20 protein-coding genes are annotated in these 22051 nt (G+C 68.8%); 14 read left to right on the forward strand and 6 right to left on the reverse strand.

The window, feature by feature from the left end; genetic code table 11:
* Positions 1-122: 122 nt before the first annotated feature.
* Together AMYAL_RS0126265 and AMYAL_RS0126270 are read left to right on the forward strand one after the other, a co-directional pair.
* A complete protein-coding gene (locus AMYAL_RS0126265; protein ID WP_020634246.1) occupies positions 123-1889 on the forward strand; it encodes a dynamin family protein in 1767 nt (588 codons plus the stop codon).
* On the forward strand, positions 1886-3091 hold the full coding sequence (locus tag AMYAL_RS0126270; protein ID WP_020634247.1) for a hypothetical protein: 1206 nt from the start codon (positions 1886-1888) through the stop codon (positions 3089-3091). Before AMYAL_RS0126265 ends, AMYAL_RS0126270 begins: the two co-directional genes overlap by 4 nt.
* Positions 3092-3095: 4 nt before the next feature.
* Here the strand turns inward: AMYAL_RS0126270 and AMYAL_RS0126275 are convergent, their stop codons facing one another.
* A complete protein-coding gene (locus tag AMYAL_RS0126275) occupies positions 3096-3497 on the reverse strand; it encodes a PPOX class F420-dependent oxidoreductase (protein ID WP_020634248.1) in 402 nt (133 codons plus the stop codon).
* 141 nt (positions 3498-3638) lie between these two features.
* On the opposite strand from AMYAL_RS0126275, the gene AMYAL_RS0126280 reads away from it, so the two are divergent.
* From AMYAL_RS0126280 to AMYAL_RS0126300, 5 genes are all read left to right on the forward strand, one after another.
* Positions 3639-4856 (forward strand): family 8 glycosyl hydrolase, encoded by a 1218-nt coding sequence (locus tag AMYAL_RS0126280; protein ID WP_026467460.1) that lies wholly within the window; start codon positions 3639-3641, stop codon positions 4854-4856.
* 151 nt (positions 4857-5007) lie between these two features.
* The gene (locus AMYAL_RS0126285; RefSeq protein WP_020634250.1) at positions 5008-5976 is read left to right on the forward strand and encodes an ABC transporter substrate-binding protein; all 969 of its coding nucleotides are present in this window, start codon (positions 5008-5010) and stop codon (positions 5974-5976) included.
* Positions 5963-6862 (forward strand): amino acid ABC transporter permease, encoded by a 900-nt coding sequence (locus AMYAL_RS0126290; RefSeq protein WP_020634251.1) that lies wholly within the window; start codon positions 5963-5965, stop codon positions 6860-6862. The genes AMYAL_RS0126285 and AMYAL_RS0126290 overlap by 14 nt, the downstream gene beginning before the upstream one ends.
* The gene (locus AMYAL_RS0126295) at positions 6855-7622 is read left to right on the forward strand and encodes an amino acid ABC transporter ATP-binding protein (protein ID WP_020634252.1); all 768 of its coding nucleotides are present in this window, start codon (positions 6855-6857) and stop codon (positions 7620-7622) included. The genes AMYAL_RS0126290 and AMYAL_RS0126295 overlap by 8 nt, the downstream gene beginning before the upstream one ends.
* Positions 7619-9355, forward strand: coding sequence for an aminotransferase class V-fold PLP-dependent enzyme (locus tag AMYAL_RS0126300; RefSeq protein ID WP_020634253.1), 1737 nt, complete (start codon positions 7619-7621; stop codon positions 9353-9355). Before AMYAL_RS0126295 ends, AMYAL_RS0126300 begins: the two co-directional genes overlap by 4 nt.
* A gap of 96 nt (positions 9356-9451) precedes the next feature.
* On the opposite strand, the gene AMYAL_RS0126305 is transcribed toward AMYAL_RS0126300, so the two are convergent.
* Positions 9452-10624 (reverse strand): macrolide family glycosyltransferase, encoded by a 1173-nt coding sequence (locus AMYAL_RS0126305; RefSeq protein ID WP_093976432.1) that lies wholly within the window; start codon positions 10622-10624, stop codon positions 9452-9454.
* Positions 10625-10912: 288 nt separating this feature from the next.
* On the opposite strand from AMYAL_RS0126305, the gene AMYAL_RS0126310 reads away from it, so the two are divergent.
* From AMYAL_RS0126310 to AMYAL_RS47835, 7 genes are all read left to right on the forward strand, one after another.
* Positions 10913-12469, forward strand: a complete 1557-nt coding sequence (locus AMYAL_RS0126310) for an alpha/beta hydrolase (protein ID WP_039794124.1) — start codon at positions 10913-10915, stop codon at positions 12467-12469.
* A 146-nt stretch (positions 12470-12615) separates the two neighbouring features.
* Positions 12616-13542: an ABC transporter ATP-binding protein gene (locus AMYAL_RS46200; RefSeq protein ID WP_020634256.1), complete on the forward strand. Its 927-nt coding sequence runs from the start codon at positions 12616-12618 to the stop codon at positions 13540-13542.
* Complete coding sequence (locus tag AMYAL_RS0126320) at positions 13539-14270, forward strand: ABC transporter permease (RefSeq protein ID WP_020634257.1); 732 nt, start codon at positions 13539-13541, stop codon at positions 14268-14270. The genes AMYAL_RS46200 and AMYAL_RS0126320 overlap by 4 nt, the downstream gene beginning before the upstream one ends.
* A 20-nt stretch (positions 14271-14290) precedes the next feature.
* Positions 14291-14920: a hypothetical protein gene (locus AMYAL_RS0126325; RefSeq protein WP_020634258.1), complete on the forward strand. Its 630-nt coding sequence runs from the start codon at positions 14291-14293 to the stop codon at positions 14918-14920.
* A complete protein-coding gene (locus AMYAL_RS0126330) occupies positions 14917-15240 on the forward strand; it encodes a transcriptional regulator (protein ID WP_020634259.1) in 324 nt (107 codons plus the stop codon). The genes AMYAL_RS0126325 and AMYAL_RS0126330 overlap by 4 nt, the downstream gene beginning before the upstream one ends.
* A complete protein-coding gene (locus AMYAL_RS0126335) occupies positions 15227-16543 on the forward strand; it encodes a DNA polymerase IV (RefSeq protein WP_020634260.1) in 1317 nt (438 codons plus the stop codon). Before AMYAL_RS0126330 ends, AMYAL_RS0126335 begins: the two co-directional genes overlap by 14 nt.
* A 102-nt stretch (positions 16544-16645) precedes the next feature.
* On the forward strand, positions 16646-17494 hold the full coding sequence (locus tag AMYAL_RS47835) for a hypothetical protein (RefSeq protein WP_143267604.1): 849 nt from the start codon (positions 16646-16648) through the stop codon (positions 17492-17494).
* Here AMYAL_RS47835 and AMYAL_RS0126345 read toward each other — a convergent pair.
* From AMYAL_RS0126345 to AMYAL_RS0126360, 4 genes are all read right to left on the reverse strand, one after another.
* Positions 17491-18570, reverse strand: coding sequence for a glycoside hydrolase family 88 protein (locus AMYAL_RS0126345; protein WP_020634262.1), 1080 nt, complete (start codon positions 18568-18570; stop codon positions 17491-17493). The two genes, AMYAL_RS47835 and AMYAL_RS0126345, sit on opposite strands and share 4 nt — an antisense overlap.
* Positions 18571-18828: 258 nt before the next feature.
* Positions 18829-19476: a FadR/GntR family transcriptional regulator gene (locus tag AMYAL_RS0126350; protein ID WP_020634263.1), complete on the reverse strand. Its 648-nt coding sequence runs from the start codon at positions 19474-19476 to the stop codon at positions 18829-18831.
* Positions 19473-20510, reverse strand: coding sequence for an ABC transporter permease (locus AMYAL_RS0126355; RefSeq protein WP_020634264.1), 1038 nt, complete (start codon positions 20508-20510; stop codon positions 19473-19475). Before AMYAL_RS0126355 ends, AMYAL_RS0126350 begins: the two co-directional genes overlap by 4 nt.
* Complete coding sequence (locus AMYAL_RS0126360) at positions 20507-22039, reverse strand: sugar ABC transporter ATP-binding protein (RefSeq protein ID WP_020634265.1); 1533 nt, start codon at positions 22037-22039, stop codon at positions 20507-20509. Before AMYAL_RS0126360 ends, AMYAL_RS0126355 begins: the two co-directional genes overlap by 4 nt.
* Between the last annotated feature and the right edge of the window lie 12 nt (positions 22040-22051).

Genomic DNA, 22051 nt, shown 5'->3' on the forward strand with positions numbered 1-22051 from the left:
AATAACTTTCACTTCTTGCCGTGTGCACGGGCCCCGCGATCGCACCAGGTCGCGGGGCCCTCGCGGCATGTTGGCCCATGCCACATTGATTCCGCGCTTGGTTAAGGGAACACTGCATCCCCGTGACAGCCCCCGCCTGGCTCGACGTGCTCAACGAGACCTTGGACGCCTGTGCCGCCCATGGTCGCGCCGACCTGGCCGAACGCCTGCGGCGCAGACGGGACCGGCAGGCGCCGGGCGCCCGGATCGCGGTGGTCGGTTTTCCCAAGCAGGGCAAGGGTTACCTGCTCAACGCGCTGCTGAACGCCCCGGTCTGCGCGGTCGGGGACGCGAGCACTCCCGCCGTCCCCACGGAGATCGGGTACGCCGCCGACCCCGCCGCCACACTGGTCGGACACGGCAGGGAAAGCGTGCCCGTCGGTGACCTGGCCAAGGAACTCGAGGTCCGGCCGCCCGGTTCGCTGCGCCGGGTCGAGGTCGGCCTGCCGCGCGAACTGCTCGGCACGGGACTGGTGCTGGTGGACACCCCGGCGATCGGGGATCCCCGATCGCCGCGCACGGCGGCCACTCTCGACGTCCTCGCCGATGCGCACGCGGTGATCCTCGTCTCCGACGCGACGCAGGAACTCCAGCCCGCCGAACTCGCGCTGGCCCGGCACATCCGGACCTGGTGCCCGGCCTTGGTACTGGCACTGACCAAGATCGACGTCAGCCCGGACTGGCGGGAACTCGCCGCCCGCAACCGCGCCGCGCTGTCCGAGACCGGCGTCGTCGCCGACGTCTTCCCGGTGTCGGCGACGGTCCGGCAGGCCGCCGCGAAGGCCGGTGACGCCGTCCTCAACGGACAGTCCGGCTTCCCGGAACTCCTGAACTGGGTGGGGGAGCAGGCCTCGCGCCCGATCGAACGCACCAGGGCGCTCGCCGCCGCGGTGAGCGTCCGCGCGGCCGCGGTCGAACTGGTCGAGACGTTGCAGACGCGGCTCGACGCCGTCTCGCGGGACACCGGGGTCGACCAGGTCACCCTGCTGCAGCAGGCACAACGGCGCACCGAGGAGCTGCGGCGGCAGAACGTCCGCTGGCAGAACATGCTGTCGGACGAGATCACCGATCTGGTCTCCGACGCCGAATACGACCTGCGTGAGCGGACCAGGGTGATCGTGCGGCATATCGACCGCACCTTCGACGAGGGCGATCCGGCGCAGATCTGGCCGGATTTCCAGACCTGGCTGGAAGAGAACCTCGCCGAGGCCGTCGAGACGAACCACGACTGGGTCTCCGACCGGTCGACCTGGATCGCGCACGCGGTGGCCACGACCTTCGGGCCGCACTACGGTCAGGCCCCGGAATTGCCGTCGACCGGATCGGGGGTGGACTCGATCCCCGAGGTCGGCGCCCCCAAGATCGAGCGGTTCAAGATCGGGCAGAAACTCTTCACCGGACTGCGTGGTTCCTACGGTGGCGTGCTGATGTTCGGCCTCGTCACCAGCCTCGCCGGGCTGCCGCTGATCAACCCGGTGTCCCTCGGCGCCGGTGTCGCGTTCGCCACCAAGAGCGTCCGCGACGAGGGCGGGATGCGGCTGCAGCGGCGTCAAGCGCTGGCGAAGGCCGCGGCGCAGCGGCATGTCGACGACGTGTTCATCCGGTTCAGCAAGGAGATCAAGGACGAGATCCGTCAGGTCCAGCGGCGCCTGCGCGATCATTTCGTCGCGCTGTCGGACGAACTCGCGGAAGAGCTGACCCGCCAACGGGAGCTGATCATCGCCGGATCCGCCGAACGGGACCGGCGCACCCAGGGGGTCAAGAAGGAGATCGACCGGCTGGCCGCCCTGCACCGGAAGGCCGGGGCGCTCGGCAGCGGCGCCGCGCCGCGCCGGGAGCTCTCCGCGTGACCCCCTTCGACGTCCAAGAGCTGCTGAACGAGGCCGCGGCGCACTACCGGGACCGGCCGCACACGGTGGCGATGCTGCGGGAATGCCTGGAGCGGCTGGAAGAACCGCTGCGGGTCGGTTTCGTCGGCACGCCGGGGACCGGGAAGTCCACTTTGGTCTCCGCGCTGTCGGAATGGCCGACAAGGGCCCTGCGCGAACTCGATCTGTTCGACACCCCGGCGCCGGCCGAACACGTCGACGCGACGGTGCGCCTGGTGCGGCATCTCGAACCCGACGAGCTGGCCGGTACCCGTCAGGTGGGCGGTTCGGCGTTCGCGCGGCAGACCGCGGTGAACACGGTGCTGGTGCTCGGCAGGGCCGACGAGGTCGGCGCGGGCCGGATCGACGCCTTGCTCACCGCGAAGCAGCTGGCGCGGCGGGCGTGGCGTGAAGACCCGGACTGCGCGGGGTTCCAGGGAGTGATCGCGGTCGCGGGACAGCTGGGCTACGGGGGACGGGCGCTGCGGGACGACGAGTTCGAGGTGCTGCGCGCGCTGGCGTCGGTCTCCCGCCCGGAGCTGGAGCGCCATCTGCTGTCCGTGGATTCCTTTGTGGACGATCCGTTCCCGGTGCGGGTCTCGCCGGAGTCGAGGAAGCATCTGGTGTCGCGGTTCGGGCTCTACGGTGTCCGGCTGGCGATCACCCTGATCCGCACCGGCTGCGAGAGCAGGCTGAAGCTTTCGGCGGAACTCGTGCACCGCAGTGGTCTCGGCGATCTCCGGGACACGCTCGCCGGATGCTTCGTCGCCAGGGCGGATGCCTTGAAGGCGCGCACGGCGGTGCTGCGGCTGGAAGGGCTGCTCGCCGCCGAACCGCTCCCGCACGGCGACCGGCTGGCCGCGCGTGTGGAGCGGTTCGCCGCGGCCGCGCACGACTTCCGGGAACTGCGGCTGATCGCCGGTATCCGCGGTGGCCGCACGGCGCTGTCCGGGGAAGTCGCCGAGGAGGCCGCCCGGTTGCTCGGCGCGCAGGGACTCGCGCCCACCGAGCGGCTCGGTCTCGAACCCGACGCGGATCCGGCCGAGATCCACGCGGGCGCCGAAAGCGCGCTCGTCCGCTGGCGGCACGAGGCCGAACGGGCCGACGCCGCGCACGCCGAACGTGCTGCCGCGCGGGTGATCGTGCGTTCGGTGGAGGGCCTGCTCAGTCTTTTCGTGGCTTGACGGCTCAAGCGTTCCCGAGGACACGGGTCACGGTGATCTCGATGACCACGCGTTCCGGGTTCACCTTGGGCTGCCGGTAGCGCGCGGCGTAGCGGTTCTCGGCGTCGTGAACCGACTCCGGGTCTTCGCGCAGCACCGCGCGCCCCTCCAAAGTGGACCACCGGGGCCCGTCGATCTGGCAAGCGGCGACCGGAATGCCCTTTTCGCCCGCTTCCTTGATCATCCGGGCCTTCTTGGACGAGCGGAACGTGATCACACGGGCGATCCCGGTCTCGAAGTCCACCGTGACCCCGACCGCGACGACATGCGGGGTCCCGTCGGGGCGGACGGTGGTCAGGGTGGCGAGGTGCCGTTCGGTCCAGAACTCCCGGAAGGCTTCGCCGCGCGCGTTCAGATCGATCTCCATGCTGTCAACGCTAAGGCACTGGTCACACAGGCGTCATTTGAGGTAATAGTAAGGAAACTTTCTTAACTCTCTTGTTTTTGGCCGATCCGGCTGTCACTCTCGAAACGCGCCGCCGCCACCAACGACGTTTCCGGAGGAGCCATGAGAAAGACCGTTCGGACAGTGCTGGCCGCGGCCGCGCTGACCGCCGGGCTGGTCGCCACGACCGCCCCCGCCACCGCGGCCACCGCTCAAGGAACCCCTTACCTGCCGGGCGTTCTGCGCCCGTCGGTGTCGCAGGCGACGCAGGACGCGGCGCTCGCCAAGTACTACGACTTCTGGAAGAAGAACTTCCTGACCACCAAGTGCGGGACAGGCACTTACGCGGTCAAGGCGCCGGACGCCGACCACGCCTTCGTGGCCGAGGGGCAGGGCTACGGAATGACCATCGCCGCCATGATGGGCGACAAGGATTCGCAGGCCCGCACCATCTTCGACGGCATCCTGAAGTTCGTGAAGGCGCACCCTTCGTCGATCGACAAGGACCTGCACGCCGCCGAGCAGAACGAGAGCTGCAAGAGCGTCAACGGCGTCGATTCGGCGACCGACGGCGACCTCGAAATCGCTTACGGCCTGCTCATCGCCGACAAGGTCTGGGGCAGCACCGGCTCGGTGAACTACAAGTCCGAGGCGCTGCGGATCATCAAGGCGATCAAGCGCAGCGAGGTCAACTCCAGCACCAAGTTCATGCGGCTGGCCGACTGGGCCGACGATGGCAAGTACATCAACAGCTCGCGGTCGTCGGACTGGATGCCGGGTCACCTCCGCGCGTTCGAGAAGGTCACGGGCGACTCGTTCTGGGGGCAGGTCCGCACCCGTCAGGAGCAGGCCGTCACCCAGCTCCAGCAGCAGTACGCGCCGAAGACCGGGCTGATCCCGGACTTCGTCGTCAACACCAACTCCACGCCGAAGCCCGCCCCGGCGGACTTCCTCGAAGGCAAGGACGACAAGTACAGCTACAACGCCTGCCGTGACCCGTGGCGCCTCGGCGTCGACGGCATCACCGTGTCGGGCAGCCCGGCGCAGGGCCAGGTGAAGAAGATGAACACCTGGATCCAGCAGACGACCGGCGGTGACCCGGCCAAGATCACCACCGGCTACACGCTGTCGGGCTCCAAGATCTCGGGCGAGTCGGGCCAGCACCCCTGCTTCACCGCGTCGTTCGCCATCGCGGCGATGAACGACACGGGCAGCCAGGCCTGGCTGGACAAGCTGTGGACCCGCGTCACCACCTGGACGCCGAACGCCACGGACTACTACGGCACCGGCATCACCGTGCAGGTCCTGCTCATCCTCTCGGGGAACTACATCGCGGTCTGACCGCTCCCGGTCAGGGGCCGTTCCGGACGAGGTTTGTCCGGAACGGCCCTTTTCTGTCATCCACCAGACAAGATTTCAACTCTCTGTTGACCTCTTCAACAGCCAGTTGTAGCGTCGGCGACCATCCCGAGGCACCGTGGAGGTCCCCGTCATGCCGTCGACGCCGCACACCCTGACCCGAACCTGGCGCTTGGCCGTGCTCACCGGCCTGGCCGCGCTCGTCACCGCCGCCTGCGGAGGTGGGCCCGACGGTGCCGGCGGCCAGGAACCCGCCGCGCCGGGGGCGCCTTCCGCGATCCCGGACACGACCGCGCTGATCGAGGCCGTCCAGAAGGACGCCGCCGTCGCCGGCACGCTGCCCGCGAAGTACGCGCAGGCCGGGATGCTGCACCTGGCGTCGAACCTGCAGTCCGCGCCCAACAACTTCTACGCCGCCGACGGCAAGACCCCGATCGGCTACGAGGTCGACCTCGCCAAGGCCATCGGCAAGAAGCTGGGCGTCACCGTGCACCACCAGGACATGGCGTTCGGTTCGCTGATCACGAGCCTCCAGTCCGGCCGTGTCGACCTCACGATGGCCGCGATGAACGACACCAAGACCCGGCAGGCGCAGATCGATTTCGTCGACTACTTCTCCTCCGGCATCACGATCATGGTCCGCAAGGGGAATCCCGACCGGATCTCCGGCCCGGACACGCTGTGCGGGAAGAACGTCGCGGTCGTGCAGGGTACGAGCCACCAGAAATTCGCCGAAGAGCAGAACGGCAAATGCACGCAGGCGGGTAAACCGGCGCTGACCGTGACGGCGACCGATTCCGACACGCAGAACCAGAACCAGCTCCGCACCGGCCGGGTCGCCGCCATCCTCAACGACCTGCCCAGCGCGGTCTACATCTCCCGCACCGCGGGCGAGGGCAAGTTCTTCGAGGTCGTCCCCGGTGAGCCGATCAACGGCGGACCGTACGGGATCGGCGTCAACAAGGAGAACAAGCCGCTCGCCGAGTCGATCCAGAAGGCACTGCAGTCCCTGGTCGTTGACGGCGGCTACGGCAAGATCCTCCAGGCCTGGGGCGTCGAGCAGGGCGCGGTCAAGGAGGCGAAGCTCAATGGCGGAAGCTGAACCGCTGCCGATCGTCCGTCTCAAGCACTGGGGCCGCTGGATCAGCGCCGCGATCATCCTGGTGCTGCTGGTCCTGCTCGGGATCGCGCTCGGGAACGCCCAGATCCAGTGGGATTCCGTCCCGGAGTTCCTGTGGTACCGGGTGATGGCGGTCGGCCTGCTCAACACTGTGCTGCTCGCGGTGATCGCACAGGGCTCCGCGATCGTCATCGGGATCGTGATCGCCCTGATGCGCCGTTCGGCGAATCCGGTGGCGCGCTGGTTCGCGGCGGGCTACATCTGGCTGTTCCGCGGGCTTCCGGTGCTGCTGCAGATCCTGATCTGGTACAACCTGGCGCTGGTCTTCGAATTCGTCTCGATCCCGCTGCCGTTCGGCGGCTACCTGCTGCACGAGCAGACCAACGTGCTGATCACCGCGTTCACCGCCGCGCTCCTCGGCCTGGCGCTCAACGAAAGCGCGTACATGGCGGAGATCGTCCGCGCCGGGCTGAACAGTGTCGACAGTGGACAGACGGAGGCGGCGAAGTCGATCGGGATGTCGCCGGGTGCGACGCTGCGCCGGGTCGTGCTGCCGCAGGCGATGCGGGTGATCATCCCGCCGACCGGCAACGACTTCATCAACATGCTCAAGGGGACGTCGATGGCTTCGGTGATCGGGGTGACCGAATTGATCCACGCCGCCAACAACATCTCGTCCAACAACCTGCTGGTGATGGAGACGCTGCTGGCGGCCGCGGTCTGGTACATGGTCGTGGTGACCGTCGCCGGGGTCGGGCAGCACTATCTGGAACGCGCCTTCGACGCCGAGGACCGGTCGCGGAGCCCGTTCTCCCGCGCCGCCAAGGCCTTGCGCACCGCGCCGCTGGTGAGGAGTGAACGTGGCTGAACCGCTGCTCAAGGCCGTGGGTGTCCGCAAGAGCTACGGCCACACCGAAGTGCTGGGCGGGATCGATCTCGAAGTCCGCAAAGGACAGGTGGTCTGCCTGCTCGGCCCGTCCGGCGCCGGGAAGAGCACGTTCCTGCGCTGCGTGAACCATCTGGAGATGATCGACGCCGGGCAGGTCTGGGTCGACGGCGAACCGATCGGTTTCCGGCTGCGCAACGGCAAACTGTACGAACTCAAGGAACGCGAGGTCGCCCGGCAGCGGCGTGACATCGGCATGGTGTTCCAGCGGTTCAACCTGTTCGGCCACCGGACGGCGTTGCAGAACGTCGTCGAGGGCCCGGTCCGGGTGCTCGGCGTCCCGCTCGACGAAGCGCGTGTGCAGGCGCTGGAGTTGCTCGACAGGGTCGGTCTCGCGCATCGGGCCGACGCCTATCCGGCGCAGCTTTCGGGCGGGCAGCAGCAGCGGGTCGCGATCGCCAGGTCGCTGGCGATGAAACCGAAGCTGATGCTGTTCGACGAGCCGACGTCGGCGCTCGACCCGGAACTCGTGGGCGAGGTGCTGGCGGTGATGGGTACGTTGGCCGCGGAGGGGATGACGATGGTCGTGGTGACGCACGAGATGGGGTTCGCGGCCGAGGCCGCGGACGAGGTGGTGTTCATGGCCGACGGCGTGGTCGTCGAGACCGGGCCGCCGGGGGAGATCCTGAGTGCCCCGAAGCACGAGCGGACCAAGCAGTTCCTGGCACGGGTCCTCGCATGACGCGGATCTCGCCGCGGTACCTGCTGCAGTTCGACGAGCCTGCCGGGTACCTCGACTTCGCCAGGTTCGGTCCGCCGTCACACGTCGTGCTCGATACGACGGCGAGCCTGCTCGACGCCTCGACCAAGGCCGGTCCGTCCACTGTGGACGATCTGATGCGACAGGAGACCCGCGCCAAGGCGGCCGCCGCGCGGCTCTCCGGCAGCGACACCGACCACACGGTGCTGTTGCCGCACACCAGTCTCGGGCTGTTCCAGGCCGCGTTCAACGCTCCCCGCGGCGAGGCGCTGGTCTCGGCGTCGGAGTTCCCGGCCAACACCTATCCCTGGGCGCGGGCCGAACAGGCGGGACGGCTGAGGGTGCGGCGGCTGTCGCTCGGGAACGTCACGGCGGGCGCGGTCAAAGCGTCGCTGACGCCGGAGACGTCGCTGGTCAGCGTGAGCGCGGTCGACTTCCGCACCGGGTATCGCGCCGATCTGGCGGCGATCCGCGATGCGGTGGGGGACAGGCTGCTCGTCGTCGACGGCATCCAGGGCTTCGGCGTGACCGAGGCGCCGTGGGAGGTCGCGGACGTGCTCGTCGTCGGCGGCCAGAAATGGTTGCGAGCGGGCTGGGGCACCGGTTTCGCCGTGCTGTCCGACCGGGCGCTGGAGCGGATGGAACCGATCCTGTCCGGCTGGACCGGCGCGCGTGACCCAGGTCTGTTCGACGACGAGATCCACCCCGCCGACGACACCGCGGCCGCGTGGTCGATCTCGAACCTGAGCCCGATCACGTCGGGCGCGTTCGCGGCCGCACTGGAACTGGTCGAGGAAGCGGGCGTCCCAGCCATCGCCGGTCGGATCGCGGAACGCGTCGGTGAACTCGAAGAAGCCGTGAAATCCGTGGGGGGAGAGGTGTTTTCGGCCGTCGGGCGACGGGCCGGGATCCTCGCCTTCACGGTGCCGGGGCACGCGGCCGAACAGGTCGGTTCCGCGTTGTCGGACGCTGGGATCGCCGCGACCGTGCGGCCGGAACACGTCCGGCTGTCCCCGCACGCGTCGACTCCGGCGAGCGCGGCGGAACTGGTGCGCTCGGCGTTGAGCCGCTTGACGAAACCGGCTCGCGTCTTCGAGGCGCCTGTCGTCGCGTCAGCGGTCTCGGGCGACTTGCTCACCGCGCTCGTCCCGGCGGTGCACGCGCTCGCGGCGATGCTGGGGCCCGGCAACGAGGTCCTGCTGCACGATCTGAGCAGGCTGCCGGACTCGATCGTCGCGATCGCCGGCGACCTCACCGGCCGGACGGTCGGCGGGCCGATGACCGATCTCCTGCTGGGCCTGGTCCGGCGCGGCACCACGCAGGACCTGACGAACTACGAGACCCATGGCCCCGACGGACGCGCGATCCGCTCCTCGACCCTGTTCCTGCGGGACGCCGACGGGGTCGCGATCGGCTGCCTGTGCGTCAACCGGCTGACCGACGGCGCGCCGAAGGCCAACGGGCACGAAGCCGAGACGTTCCCGCCCGACGTCGACAGCCTGCAGCGGTTCCTGGTCGGGCGCGCGGTGACGAAGGCCGGGATCCCGGTGGACCTGATGAAGAAGCGGCACAAGGCGGCCGTGGTCCGGGAACTGGACGAGGCGGGGTTCTTCCTCATCAAGGACTCGGTGGACCACCTCGCCGGGGAACTCGACGTCACGCGGTACACGATCTACAACTACCTGAACGAGATCCGGGCGGGCGGAAACGCGTAACTCGCGTGATCAGAAGGCGATCTCGCGTGCTTGGGGGCGGAACACGATGTTCCGTCCCCAATCACGAGAGTTCCGCCTCTGAGCACGCGAGTGCGGTTACTGCAGGAAGGACTCCACGGCGTCCGCCGCCCGCTCGATCCCGCCGTTCCTCCGTGTCTCGGCCCGCACCTCGGCGAGCCGCGCGGCCACCGAAGGTGACCCGGCGACCCGCTCGACAGCGGCCCGTAACGTCGAGGCCGTCACGTCGTCGGCCGGGAGCTGCTCACCGACACCCAGTTCCGCCAGTTTCGCCGCGTTGCCGAAACCGTCGGTGGCCAGCGGGATCGCGACGGTCGGCACGCCGTACCACAGCGATTCGGTGCTGCCGCCCATCCCGGCGTGCGTGATGAACGCCGACGCGGCCTCCAGCACCGCGAGCTGCGGGACGAACGGATGGACCTCGATGTGCTCGGGCAGTGGGCCGAGTTCGGCCGCGTCGGTCTGGCCGATCGAGATCACCACGTGCCAGTCCGAGTCGCGGAACCCGTCCACACACGCGCGGAACAGGTCGATCTGGTCGGTGAACGCCGTGCCGAGCGACATCAGCAGGACCTTCCTGCCGCTCGCGGGCGGGGTCCAGCTCCGGTCGGCGAGGCGTTCCGGGTCCAGTGCCGGGCCGACGAACCGGACCGACGGCGGCACCCGTTCGACGTTCGGCTGCATCGCCCCCGGCAGCAAAGCGAGGACCTGCTCCGGATGGGAGATCCACTCCCAGGCGTCGGCCTCGATCCCGTTCTCGTTCAGCCACCGGGTGAAAGTGGCGAAGTAGTCCTTTCCGGACGGTGAGGACCGGATCGAGGTCAGGATCTCGCCCATGTCCTCTTCGTAACCTTCCCAAGCGACGTACGTCGGGGAAAGCTGCACCGCCGGAACGCCGTAGCGCCGGGCGAGAAGAGGCGCCGGGAGCCCGCCGATGTCGTAGAGCAACAGGTCAGGCCGGTTGTCGTCGTAGAACCCGGTCAGCACCGGCATCGCCTGGATGCCCTCGTCGAGGAAGACCCGCATCTGCGACGCCGGGTCTTCCGGCCACGCCGACTGGTCGCCGAGCGGGAGGATCGAGGAGTGCGAGACGACCTCAGCCCCGGTCGGTTCGATCAACCCGGTGAGCGGCTCGCCCACGACGTAGCTGACGCGATGCCCGCGAGCGACCAGCTCACGGATGACGGCCAGCGACGGGTAGATGTGACTCGGCGCGGTGCAGCCGATCATGGCGATGTGCTTCTGCATGATGTCCTGTCTGGATCCGTGATGGGACGTCAGACGGCGCGCAGAAAGGGGGCCTCCCGATCGCGGGAGGCCCTGCGGTCACGCCGTCTCAGGCGGTGCGGATGCGCACGTAATAGATCATGATCGAGACCCTAGCGCGCATCGGGGCTGCCTCCCAACCGATTAACCGGTTGCCCGGTTTGCCGCGATCGGGACCCGCCGTTGGTAGGGACCTTCGCCGGAAGGCTTTCGCAGGTCATCGGCGCGGATAGGGTTTCGGGGCTTTCACCTTTGGAGGGAAAGGGAAAAACCTTGAGACGTGTGCTCATCACCGCGCTGGCCGTCGCCACGCTCGCCTCGGTCGCGGTGACCGCGCCCGCCGGTGCGGACGAAGCGGCGCGACCCGCCGAGACGATCACCTGGGGCGCTTGTACCGACCCGGCGTTGATCAACGCCAGCGCCGAATGCGGCTACCTGCCGGTCCCGCTCGACTACTCGAGGCCGCGCGGCGAGAAGATCCAGCTCGCGCTCAGCCGCGTGAAGCACAAGACGCCCGAAGCGCAGTACCAGGGCGTCATGCTCACGAACCCCGGCGGTCCCGGCGGTTCCGGGCTGCTGCTCGCGACCCGCGGGCCGCGCGTGCCGAACCACGCCGGCGACGCCTACGACTGGGTCGGTTTCGACCCGCGCGGCGTCGGCTCCAGCAAGCCCGCGCTCTCGTGCATCCCGAACTACATGGACTACAACCGGCCGGAATACGTGCCGACGACGCGGCAGCTGGAGAAGACCTGGCTCCAGCGTTCGAAGTCCTACGCCGACGCGTGCGCCGAGAAGAACAGCCGCGCGCTGCTGGAGAACATCAAGACGACCGACACGGTCCAGGACATGGACAGCATCCGCAAGGCGCTCGGCGCGGAGCAGCTGAACTTCTACGGGTACTCCTACGGCACCTATCTCGGCCAGGTCTACGGGACGCTGTTCCCGCAGCACGTCCGCCGGATGGTCCTCGATTCCACTGTGGACCCGCGCAACGTCTGGTACCAGGCTAACCTGAACCAGGACCTCGCCTATGACGTGAACCTCAACATCTGGTTCGGCTGGGTCGCTTCGCACGACGACGTCTACCACCTCGGCAAGACCCAGGCCGCGGTGAAGCAGGTCTTCGACGATCAGCTGACGAAGCTGCGCGCGGTCCCGGCGGGCGGCTTCATCGGACCGGACGAGTTCCTCGACGTCTTCAACCAGGCCTCCTACTACCAGCTGCGCTGGACGTTGCTCGGTGACGCGCTGGCGAAGTTCGTCAACAAGGGTGACTGGCAGACGATGAAGGGGCTCTTCGAGAGCTTCGGCGGCCGTGGCGACGACAATGGTTACGCCGTCTATCTCGCCGTCCAGTGCACCGACGTGAAGTGGCCGCAGAGCTGGCAGCAGTGGAAGCACGACAACTGGCGGACCTACCAGAAGGCGCCATACTTCACCTGGCAGAACGCTTGGTACAACGGGCCCTGCCTGTACTGGCCCGCGAAGCCGGGCAAGCCGGTCAAGGTCGACGGCAAGAAGGTGCCGAGTGTGCTGATGATCGGCGAGACGCTCGACGCGGCGACGCCGTACGAGGGCAGCCTCGAGGTGCGTAGCCGGTTCCCCGGCGCTCGCCTGATCGGTGAGCCGGGCGGTACGAGCCACGCGATCACCCCGCGCGGCAACGCGTGCGTCGACAACCGGATCGCCGACTACCTGGCGACCGGGGCACTGCCCGACCGCAAGCCAGGGCGGACGGCCGACGTCGAATGCGCTCCGCTGCCGCTCCCGGTGCCACCCCCGGCACCGGCAGCACCCGCGGCCGCTGCGCTCTCCCGAGTGCCCGCCTAGTCAGAAAGTCCGTGAAGGCCTCCTTCCCTACCTTGAGCGTAGGGAAGGAGGCCTTCACGGCGTTCTAGGGTTTCCAGGGCAGGGGACTTTGTGTTACAAAGTTGAGGGTGAGCTTTGTGGTTCAGAGTGCTCGAAGGGGGAGAGTCATGGAGGACGCGTTCAGCCTCGAAGGGCTGGAGAAGCGCTTCGGCGACGTCCTGGCCGTCGACGGCGTCAGTGTGCGTGTCGCACCGGGGGAGGTGGTGGCGCTGCTCGGCCCGAACGGTGCGGGCAAATCCACCACGATCGACATGCTGCTGGGCCTGACCAGGCCGGATACCGGTCAGGTGCGGGTCGCCGGGCTCAGCGCGGCCGAGGCGATGGACCGGGGGATGGTCGGCGCGATGGCCCAGAACGGGACGCTGCTGAGGGACGCCACGGTCGCCGAGCTCGTCGGCCTGTTCGCCTCGCTGCACCGGAACCCGTTGCCGACCCGAGAGGTTCTCAAGCGCGCCGGAGTCACCGAGTACGCGAACCGCCGCTGCGGGAAGCTCTCCGGTGGCGAGCAGCAGCGGGTGCGGTTCGCGCTCGCGCTGGTCGGCGATCCGGACCTGCTGGTACTCGACGAGCCGACCGCGGCGATGGACGTCGAGGGTCGGCGCCGGTTCTGGGCGTCGATGCGCGAATACACCGAGACCGGTCGCACGGTCCTGTTCGCGACGCACTACCTCGCCGAGGCCGAGGACTACGCGGATCGCGTCGTGCTCATGCGGCACGGCCGGGTCGTCGCGGACGGGCCGGTCGGCGAGGTCCGGGCCGCGGTCGCGGGCCGGGTGCTGCGTGCCGTCGTCCCAGAGGCGACCGAAGCCGGGCTGGTCGCGCTGCCCGGAGTGTCGCGCGCGGTGCTGCGGGCCGGGCACGCGGAGCTCAGCTGCGCTGATTCCGACGCCGCCATCCGCGGCCTGCTGCGCGAGTTCCCGCTCGCCGCGAACATCGAGATCACCGCCGTGGGACTGGAAGAAGCCTTCATCGCGCTGACCGCGGACACGCCTGAAGGGCAGAACACAGCTGAGACCGAGGGAGTCTTGCGATGAACCTGAACTACCTCGCGCTGGAGATCAAGCGCATCGTCCGCAGCCCGCAGTTCGCGCTGTTCACCATCGGCATGCCCCTGGCGATGTTCCTGTTGTTCGGCGGCATCTTCGGCGCCCAAGAGATCGCTCCCGGCATCTCGACCGCGACGGTGACCATGGTGAACATGGCCGCGTACGGCGCCATGACCGCCGCGCTGTTCACCGGCACCCGCGTCGCCACCGAACGCACCGACGGCTGGCAGCGCACGTTGCGGCTCACCCCGCTGCGGGCGCCGGGCTACCTGATGGTCAAGGTGTCGGCGGGATTGTTCGTCGCGCTTCCCGTCCTGCTGGTGATCTTCGCGGCCGGGATGATCCGCGGCATCCGGCTCGAAACCGGCCAGTGGCTGACGATCTTCGGTTCACTGTGGCTCGGGGCGCTGCCCTTCGCGGTGCTGGGACTGATGATCGGCCTGTTCGGCAAGGGCGACACCGTCCAGGCCGTGACCGGTGCGCTGATGCTGCCGCTGGGCATGTTCGGCGGGCTGTGGATCCCGCTGCAGATCCTGCCCGGCTGGATGAACACCGCCGGGCACATCATGCCGACGTACTGGCTCGGCGAGATCGGCCGCGCGCCGGTGCTCGGCGGTTCGGGCACGCTGATCGCCGTCGGGGTGCTCGCGGCCTGGCTCGTGGTTCCCGCGCTCGTGGTGATGGCGAGGTTCCGGCTTGACACGGCGAGACTGTGATCGCGTGTTAGCTTTCCCAGGTGGTGGAGGATGAACGGGACGGCGACGAGCGGCCGATGACGCCCGAGGAGTCGCTCGCGCTCATCGCCAGGCAGTCGGAGAAGACCCGGCGCGAGATCGGGCCGAACCCGGCCGTGCTGCTCGCCGTCTGGGGTCTGGTGTGGCTGTTCGGTTTCGGGCTCGTCTACGTCTCCGCCCCGCCCACCGCCTTGATGCCGATGTGGGCCGCCGCGGCGATCACGGTCGCCGGTTTCGCCGGGGCCATGGCGTATTCGGCGATCTACGGCATCCGCGCGGGCCGTGGCGTGCGCGGACCGTCCCGACTCGTCGGGGCGATGTACGGGTGGAGCTGGGTGATCGCGTTCGGCGGGCTGACGGTGGTGAACACCGCGCTGATCCGCCTCGGCCTCGACACCGACCTGATCCCGTTGCTGTGGTCCGGGACGTCGCTCATGCTGACCGGCCTGATGTACCTCGCGGGCGGAATGCTGTGGCAGAGCAAACTGCAGTACGGCCTCGGCGTGTGGATCATCGCGTGCGGCGCGGCGAGTGTGCTGGCGGGCGGGCCGCACAACTTCCTCGTGCTGAGCCTCGCGGGCGGCGGTGGCTTCCTGGTGGCGTCGCTGGTCTTCCTGGTGCGGTCGCGATGAGCGAAGACGGGCTGCCGCAGCTCGATCCGGTGATCCACGCGCAGGCGCGGTTGCGGGTCACGGTGGCGCTGTCGAGCCTCGGGCCGGGGGATCGCATCACTTTCCCGCGGCTACAGCAGCTGCTGGACATGACACCGGGCAATCTGTCGACGCATCTGCGCAAACTCGAGGACGCCGGCTACGTCGAGATCACCAAGGCCTTCGAACATCGCACACCGGTCACGCTGGTCGAGCTGACCACCCGTGGCCGGGCCGCGTTCGAGGAGTACACGAAGGCCCTGCACCGTCTTCTCGAGGTACCGGGCGATGGGCGGGCATGACCGGTGGGTCATCCATCTCGACATGGACGCGTTCTACGCCTCCTGTGAACAGCTGACCCGGCCGACCCTGGCGCGGCGTCCCGTCCTGGTCGGCGGCGCGGGCCCGCGCGGCGTGGTCGCCGGGGCGAGTTACCAGGCGCGTGAACACGGGATCAAGTCGGCGATGCCGATGTCGCAGGCCCGACGGCTGCTGCCGCCCAACGGCGTGATCCTCCCGCCGCGGTTCAAGTTGTACGAACTGCTGAGCACGCAGGTGTTCGATCTTGTCGCCCAGTACGCGCCCGTGCTGGAACGGATCTCCCTCGACGAGGCCTTCGCGGAACCGCCGTCGCTGGCCGGGGCGTCGTCGGATCAGGTCCGGGAGTTCGGTGCCCGCCTGCGGGAACACATCCGGTCCGACATCGGCCTGGTGGCGTCGATCGGGGCGGCGTCGGGGAAGCAGGTGGCGAAGGTCGCGTCGGATCTGGCCAAACCGGACGGGCTGCTCGTCGTCGACCAGGGCACCGAACGCGACTTCCTCGCCCCGTTGCCGACCAGGGTGCTGTGGGGGATCGGCCCGGTGGCGGAGGGGAAACTGCGGGCGATCGGCGTCCGGACGCTCGGGCAGCTCACCGCGCTCTCCGACGCCGACGCGGTGTCCACTTTGGGCAGTGTGGTCGGCCGGGACCTGCGGCGCCTGGCGACCGGCGTCGACGACCGGCCGGTGTCCGACCGCGCGGAACTCAAGCAGGTCAGCGCGGAGACGACCTTCGACCGGGACCTGATCGACCTGCCGAGCCTGCGGCGCGAGGTCCGCGACCTCGCCGTCCACGCGCACAAACGGCTCGTCAACGCCGGCAGGGTCGCGCGGACGGTGGTGGTGAAACTGCGGCACACCGACTTCAGCACGGTGACACGTTCGGAGACGATGGCCTCACCCACCGACGAATTCGACCAGCTCGCCTCGATGGCGGAACGGCTGCTGATCGACCCGACCGAATTCGGCGGGGTGCGGCTGGCCGGGGTCGCGTTCTCGGGGCTTTCGGTGCCGCATCAGGATCCGCTGTTCACGCTCGCCGTCCCTGCTCCGGACGTGCCCGTGGTCGAGCGGGCGCCCGCACCGGTGGTCGCGGTCTCGTCGACTTGGCGCCCCGGAGACGACGTCGTGCACGATGCGCACGGAACGGGCTGGGTGCAGGGCGCCGGGCACGGGCGGGTGACCGTGCGGTTCGAGACGCGGTCCAGCGGCCCTGGTGTGGCGCGGACCTTCCCTCAGGAGGATCCGGCTCTGCGCCGAGGCGAACCCGGCGACTGCCTGGTCTGATCCCGAAACGCGTTCCGATCGTGAGGCGGTTCGGGTATCGTCCAGGTAGGAGCGCCGGGAAGTCTGGTCGGCATGGTGTTCGTCGACCCAAGGGAGTTCCCCGTGGCCACCCATTCTTCAGTGCCGATGCTTCTGGACCGGCGACGGATGTTCTACCTGGCGACCGTGGGCGGGCTCGTGGTCGCCCTTGCCGCCGGCGTCATGCTTTGCCTCGGTCTGTCAGGGGACGGCGCCGCCTGGGTGAGAAGCGCCGAACTCGTGGTCCTGTCGGCCGGGCTCCTCGCCGCCGGGATCGCGTGCGGCATCGCTCTCCAGTACGGCCGCAAGGTACGCGGGGCCACGGTCGACACCTGGCTTCCCGTGGAAACAGCCGTCGCACGGAAGCCAGGACTCGAGGTGCAATCCCAGCGTTTCCACACCATGAGCCTCCTGGCCATCCCGCTCTCCATATTCCTTGTCGTGATGTTCGGTCTCATGGTGTGGCTCTCGGTGGTGGTGGTGCGTTCACCGGCCCTCGCGATTCTCCCCGGCGTTCCACTGGCCGTCGGAGGCTTCGGCAGCTTGACAGCCTGGGCGGGCTGGAACAGAAGAGCCAGGTCCGTGCGGAAGACCGGTTGGTACGCCGCGAAAGTCGTCGACGTCGAAGTCTTCGAAGGACGTGCGGCGCCCCTGCCGTTGATCTCGATCGGCTTCGAAGACGGCAGCACGATCCGGCTCCGTTCGATCATGTCGACCTACGACGCCAGGTATCAGGCGGGACGCCGCAATGCCGAGGCGTGGGTCGGCGGCGAAGACACCGCCATGGTCGTCTTGTTCGAAAACGGCGCCTTCCGGAAAGGCCTGTATCCGGTACCGGTGAAGGCCCTCGGCCCACGTACTTTCCCGCCGAGTTCGACGCCCCCTCGTGACCGGGCAGGCAGTCCGAGCTGGGTCAAGCGGGTCGGGCGCTAGCAGCCGGGCGTCAGGCGGGCCACCTGCTGTCCCGCGATCAGGAACGCGCCGACGCCGTAGGCACCCGTGTCACCGGCACTCGAAGGCCCAGGGCCGGAAGCGACCGGCTGCACGTAGCCGAGGAAACCGTCCGCCCGCAAAGCCTTGGTGGACAACGCTTCCCAGGCCTTGTCGACGGTGCGCCGGTACTTGCCCGCGTCGAGGAGCCCGGCGTTGACGCCCCAGGCGAGCCCGAACGTGATCAGCGCGGTCCCGCTGCTTTCCGGTCCGCCGTGGTTCCACGGCCGCAGCAGATCCGTGTTCCAGAAGCCGTCCCGTCGCTGCAGGAACCAGAGCGTGTTCGCCATCTTCTCGAAGACCCGCAGGTACTCCGGCCGACGCGGGTCGCCGGAAGGCAGGACCTGCAGCACCTTCGCCAAACCGGCGAGCGCCCAGCCGTTGCCGCGCGACCAGTAAGCGTCGCTGCCCGCGTCGCGGCGCCAGAGTCCGATCCCGCCGTCGTACAGCTTCCTTTCCGCCGAGCGGAACAGTTTCCCCATCGCCGCCAGTGCCGGCTCGCTGCCGTCCATGACGCCGATCCGCGCCAGCGACGGCATCGCCATGTTCAGCGCCTCGACGTGGTCCCAGTAACCGGTATTGCCCCGCTCCACACTCACGACCTCGTCGGCGATCCGTTGGCGGACATCGGCGATCACCGGGGCGTCGGGGTGGAAGGAGTACAGGTCCAGATACGCCTCACCGGCCGCCTGGAAGGCCGGGAAGAACGGCCGCGCCGGGTCGCTCTGCAACAGGTACTTGTTGTCCTGGGCCCACGGAAGCGTCTTGTGGTTCGAGACGCCCGTCGTCCGCACCAGCGCGAGGTTCCCGACGTGGAAGGTGCCGTTCTGCCATGAGTTCGCCGCGAGATCCGTTCCGTTGGCGACCCAGTGGTCGCCTGCCGCGATCATCGCCTTCGCCACGGTGCACTGCTCCGCGGCGACGGCCGGGGGCACGGTCGACAGGCTCGCGCCCAACACCGCCGCGGCGAGCAGGGCGACCCGGCCTCGCCCTTGTCCGGCTGACGTCCACCCGATCACGCGTCTCGTCCATCCAATCACGAGAGTTCGCCGTCTGATCACGCGAGTTCGCCGATGCCGCAAGCCGGGCCGGCGTGACTGGATGGACGACACGCGTGATCAGACGGACGACACGCGTGATTGAGCGGCGATCTCGCGGGGGCCGCATGGCCGATTCCGAGGAAACGCATGGAGCGTCCTCCTTAAGCACTTCGCGGCGGCGGTGAGCTTCCGTGCCCGGAAACCCGGAATCGAGAATGGTGTGCACCGCTGAGGGTGTCAAGATGCCGGTGAGCGGTACGGCACAACGGTTTCCAGTAACCGGCGCGACGCCGATTCCGCTCCGTCACCGTCTTTTCCGAGCACCGCCGCGACCACGAGCGAATGGGCGGACAGCACTTCGTCGCCGGGCACCTCTTCGAGCGCCGCGACGACCGGAATGTGCAACTGCGCGATCAAAGCGTTGCCGGACGCGCGAAGCAGGGCCGCGTGGAAGGCGCGGTCGGCCTCCTGAAAAGCCCGGAGGTCGACCGCGTCGGCCATCAGCCCGTACGTCGCGACGAGGACCGCGAGCTCGTCCGGACACCGATGCCACGCGGCCATCCGCGCCGCCTGCGGTTCGATCGCCAGCCGCAGTTCGTGCAGTTCCGCCAGATGCCGCGAGCGTTCGGGACCGGCGACCCGCCACGCGATGACGTCGGGATCGATCGCGTCCCAGTGCTCCGGCGGCCGCGTCCAGGTGCCGACCCGCGGTCGCGCCGCGACCATGCCCTTGGATTCCAGCACCCGCAACGCTTCCCGCACCACCGTGCGCGACGCGGAGAACCGGCGGCCGAGATCCTCCGGCACGATCGGCTGCTCGGTCCCGAAGGCCCCGGAAACGATCAGCCTGCCCAGTTCGTCGACGATCCGGGCATGTCGGGTCATACGGGCAGGCCGACCCGGCGTTCCCCGCCGCGGACCTGCTGGAGCACGACGGCGACGACGAGCAGGGTCCCGGTGGCCATGTTCTGCCAGAAGGGGTTGACGCCGAGCCCGGACATCCCGTTGTTGAGCACGCCCAGGATGATCACCGCCAGCACGGTGCTGATGATGGATCCCTTGCCGCCCTTGAGCATCGTGCCGCCGAGCGCGGCGCCGGTGACGGCGAGCAGTTCGAGCCCTTCGGAACCGGATGTCGGCTGCCCTGATCCGGTGCGCGCGGTGATCAGCAGCCCCGCGATCGCCGCGACCACTCCGACGAGGGCGTACACGCCGATGATGTAGCGGTTGATGTTGATCCCGGCCAGCCGCGCGGCGGTGTCGTTGCCGCCGATCGCGTAGATGTTGCGGCCGATGTCGGTGTAGCGCAACAGGAAGTGCAGGATCGCCGCGACGAGCAGGAACACCCACACCAGCGTCGGCAGTCCGGCGATGGAGCCCTTGGCCAGGAAGATGAACAGGTCGTCGGCGCCGGTGTAGCCCTGCGCCTTCCCGTCCGAGACCACCTGCGCGATGCCCTTGTACGTCGCCAGCATCGCCAGCGTCGCGACCACCGGGTTGACCCGGCCGAAGATGATGATCATGCCGTTGACCAGGCCGCACACCACGCCGACGCCGATCGCGGCGAGCGTCCCGACCGCGGAGGAGCCGGTCGAGGTGAACACCATCGCCGAAACCACCGACGCGAGCCCGGCCATCGAGCCGACCGAGATGTCCAGCGCGCCCAGGATGATCACCAGGGTCTGCACCAGCGACAACAGGCCCATGATGGTGATCGCGCTGCCGATCAGGAGCAGGTTGTTGGTGCGGAGGAAGTTCTCGTTCAGCGAGCTCATCAGGATCACCAGCGCGATCAGGGTGAGCAGCAGGCTCGAGTTCTGCACGCCGATCGCGGTCAGCACCCGGCGGACGGGGGAGACACGCTCGGCTTCCGCGGCGGGAGCCCGTTCTTCGGATTCGGTGCGCGTGGGGGTGCTCACGAGACGATCTCCAGGTCTTCTTCGGTGGCGGGAATGGCCAGGGTCAGCACGGCTTCTTCACTCGCGTCGTCGCGGCCGAGCTCGCCCGCGACCCGGCCCGCGCGCAGCACGACGATCCGGTCGGCGAGACTCAGCACCTCGGGCAGATCGGACGAGATCACCAGCAGCGCGATGCCTTCGGCGGCGAGGCCGTCGATGATCCGGTAGATCTCGGCCTTCGCGCCGACGTCGACCCCGCGCGTCGGCTCGTCGAGGATCAGCAGCTTCGGGCGCCGCGCGAGCCACCGCGCGAGCACGGTCTTCTGCTGGTTGCCGCCGGAGAGCTTGCGGACCTCCTGCTCCATCGACGGCGTCCGCACCCGCAGTTCGCGCACGTACTCCTCGACGAGTTCGCGTTCCTTGGCCCGCCGCACCACCCGGAACCGGCGCAGCCGGTCCAGTACGGCGATGGAGACGTTGTCGCGCACGGATCGCTGCATCAGCAACGCGTCGGTCTTGCGTTCCTCGGGCGCGAACCCGATCCCCGCCTTGACCGCGTCGCCGGGAGTACGGGCACGTAACGGTTTCCCGTCCAGTTCCACGGTTCCCGAGCGCACCGGCAGGTCGCCGACGATCGCGTGCGCGAGTTCCGACCGCCCGGCGCCGACCAGCCCGGCGAGACAGACGACCTCGCCCGCGCGGACCTCCAGGGAGATGTCCGCGACGTCGTCGGTGGTGACCTGGTCGAGTCGCAGCACGACCCGGCCGGTCTCCTGCGTGACCCGGCGCTCCAAAGTGGACAGATCGCGGCCGATCATCATGCGCACCAGCCGGTTCTCGTCGGTGGAGGCGGCGTCCTCGACCCCGATCAGCCTGCCGTCGCGCAGCACCGCCACGCGATCGGCGAGCTGGAAGATCTCCTTCATCCGGTGCGAGACGTAGACGACCGCCACCCCGCTGTCCCGTAGCCGCCGGATCAGCGCGAACAACGCGTCGACCTCGTGTTCGGACAGCGACGACGTCGGCTCGTCGAACGCGATCACCTTCGCCGTCGTCGTCGCGGTGAGCACCCGCAGGATCTCGACCAGCTGCCGTTGCGCGGCGGACAGCCTGCTCCCGAGCGTCTCCGGTCGCAGCACGCCCTCGAACCCGTACTCCCGCAACGCTTCCTGCGTCATCCGGTGCAGGGTCCGCCGGTTGACCAGCCGTCCCCGCGTCGGCAGTTCGCCGACGAAGACGTTCTCCGCCACCGAGACATGCGGGATGATCTCCGGTTCCTGGTAGATCACCCGGATCCCGGCGGCCATCGCGGCGCGCGGGCTGTCGAACGTCATGGGACCGCCGTCGAGCAGCAGCCGCCCGTCGTCGGGACCGTGGTCGCCCGACAGCACCCGCAGCAGGGTGGACTTCCCGGCGCCGTTCTCGCCCATCAGCGCGAGCACCTCGCCGGGCCGGAAGTCCAGGGTGACGCCGTCGAGCGCCGTCACCCCGGAGAACCGTTTGCTGATCCCTTCGGCGGTCAGCGCCGCCGCGGGTTCGGATGTGGCCATGGAAACGCCTCC

Source organism: Amycolatopsis alba DSM 44262, assembly GCF_000384215.1.
GTDB lineage: Bacteria > Actinomycetota > Actinomycetes > Mycobacteriales > Pseudonocardiaceae > Amycolatopsis > Amycolatopsis alba.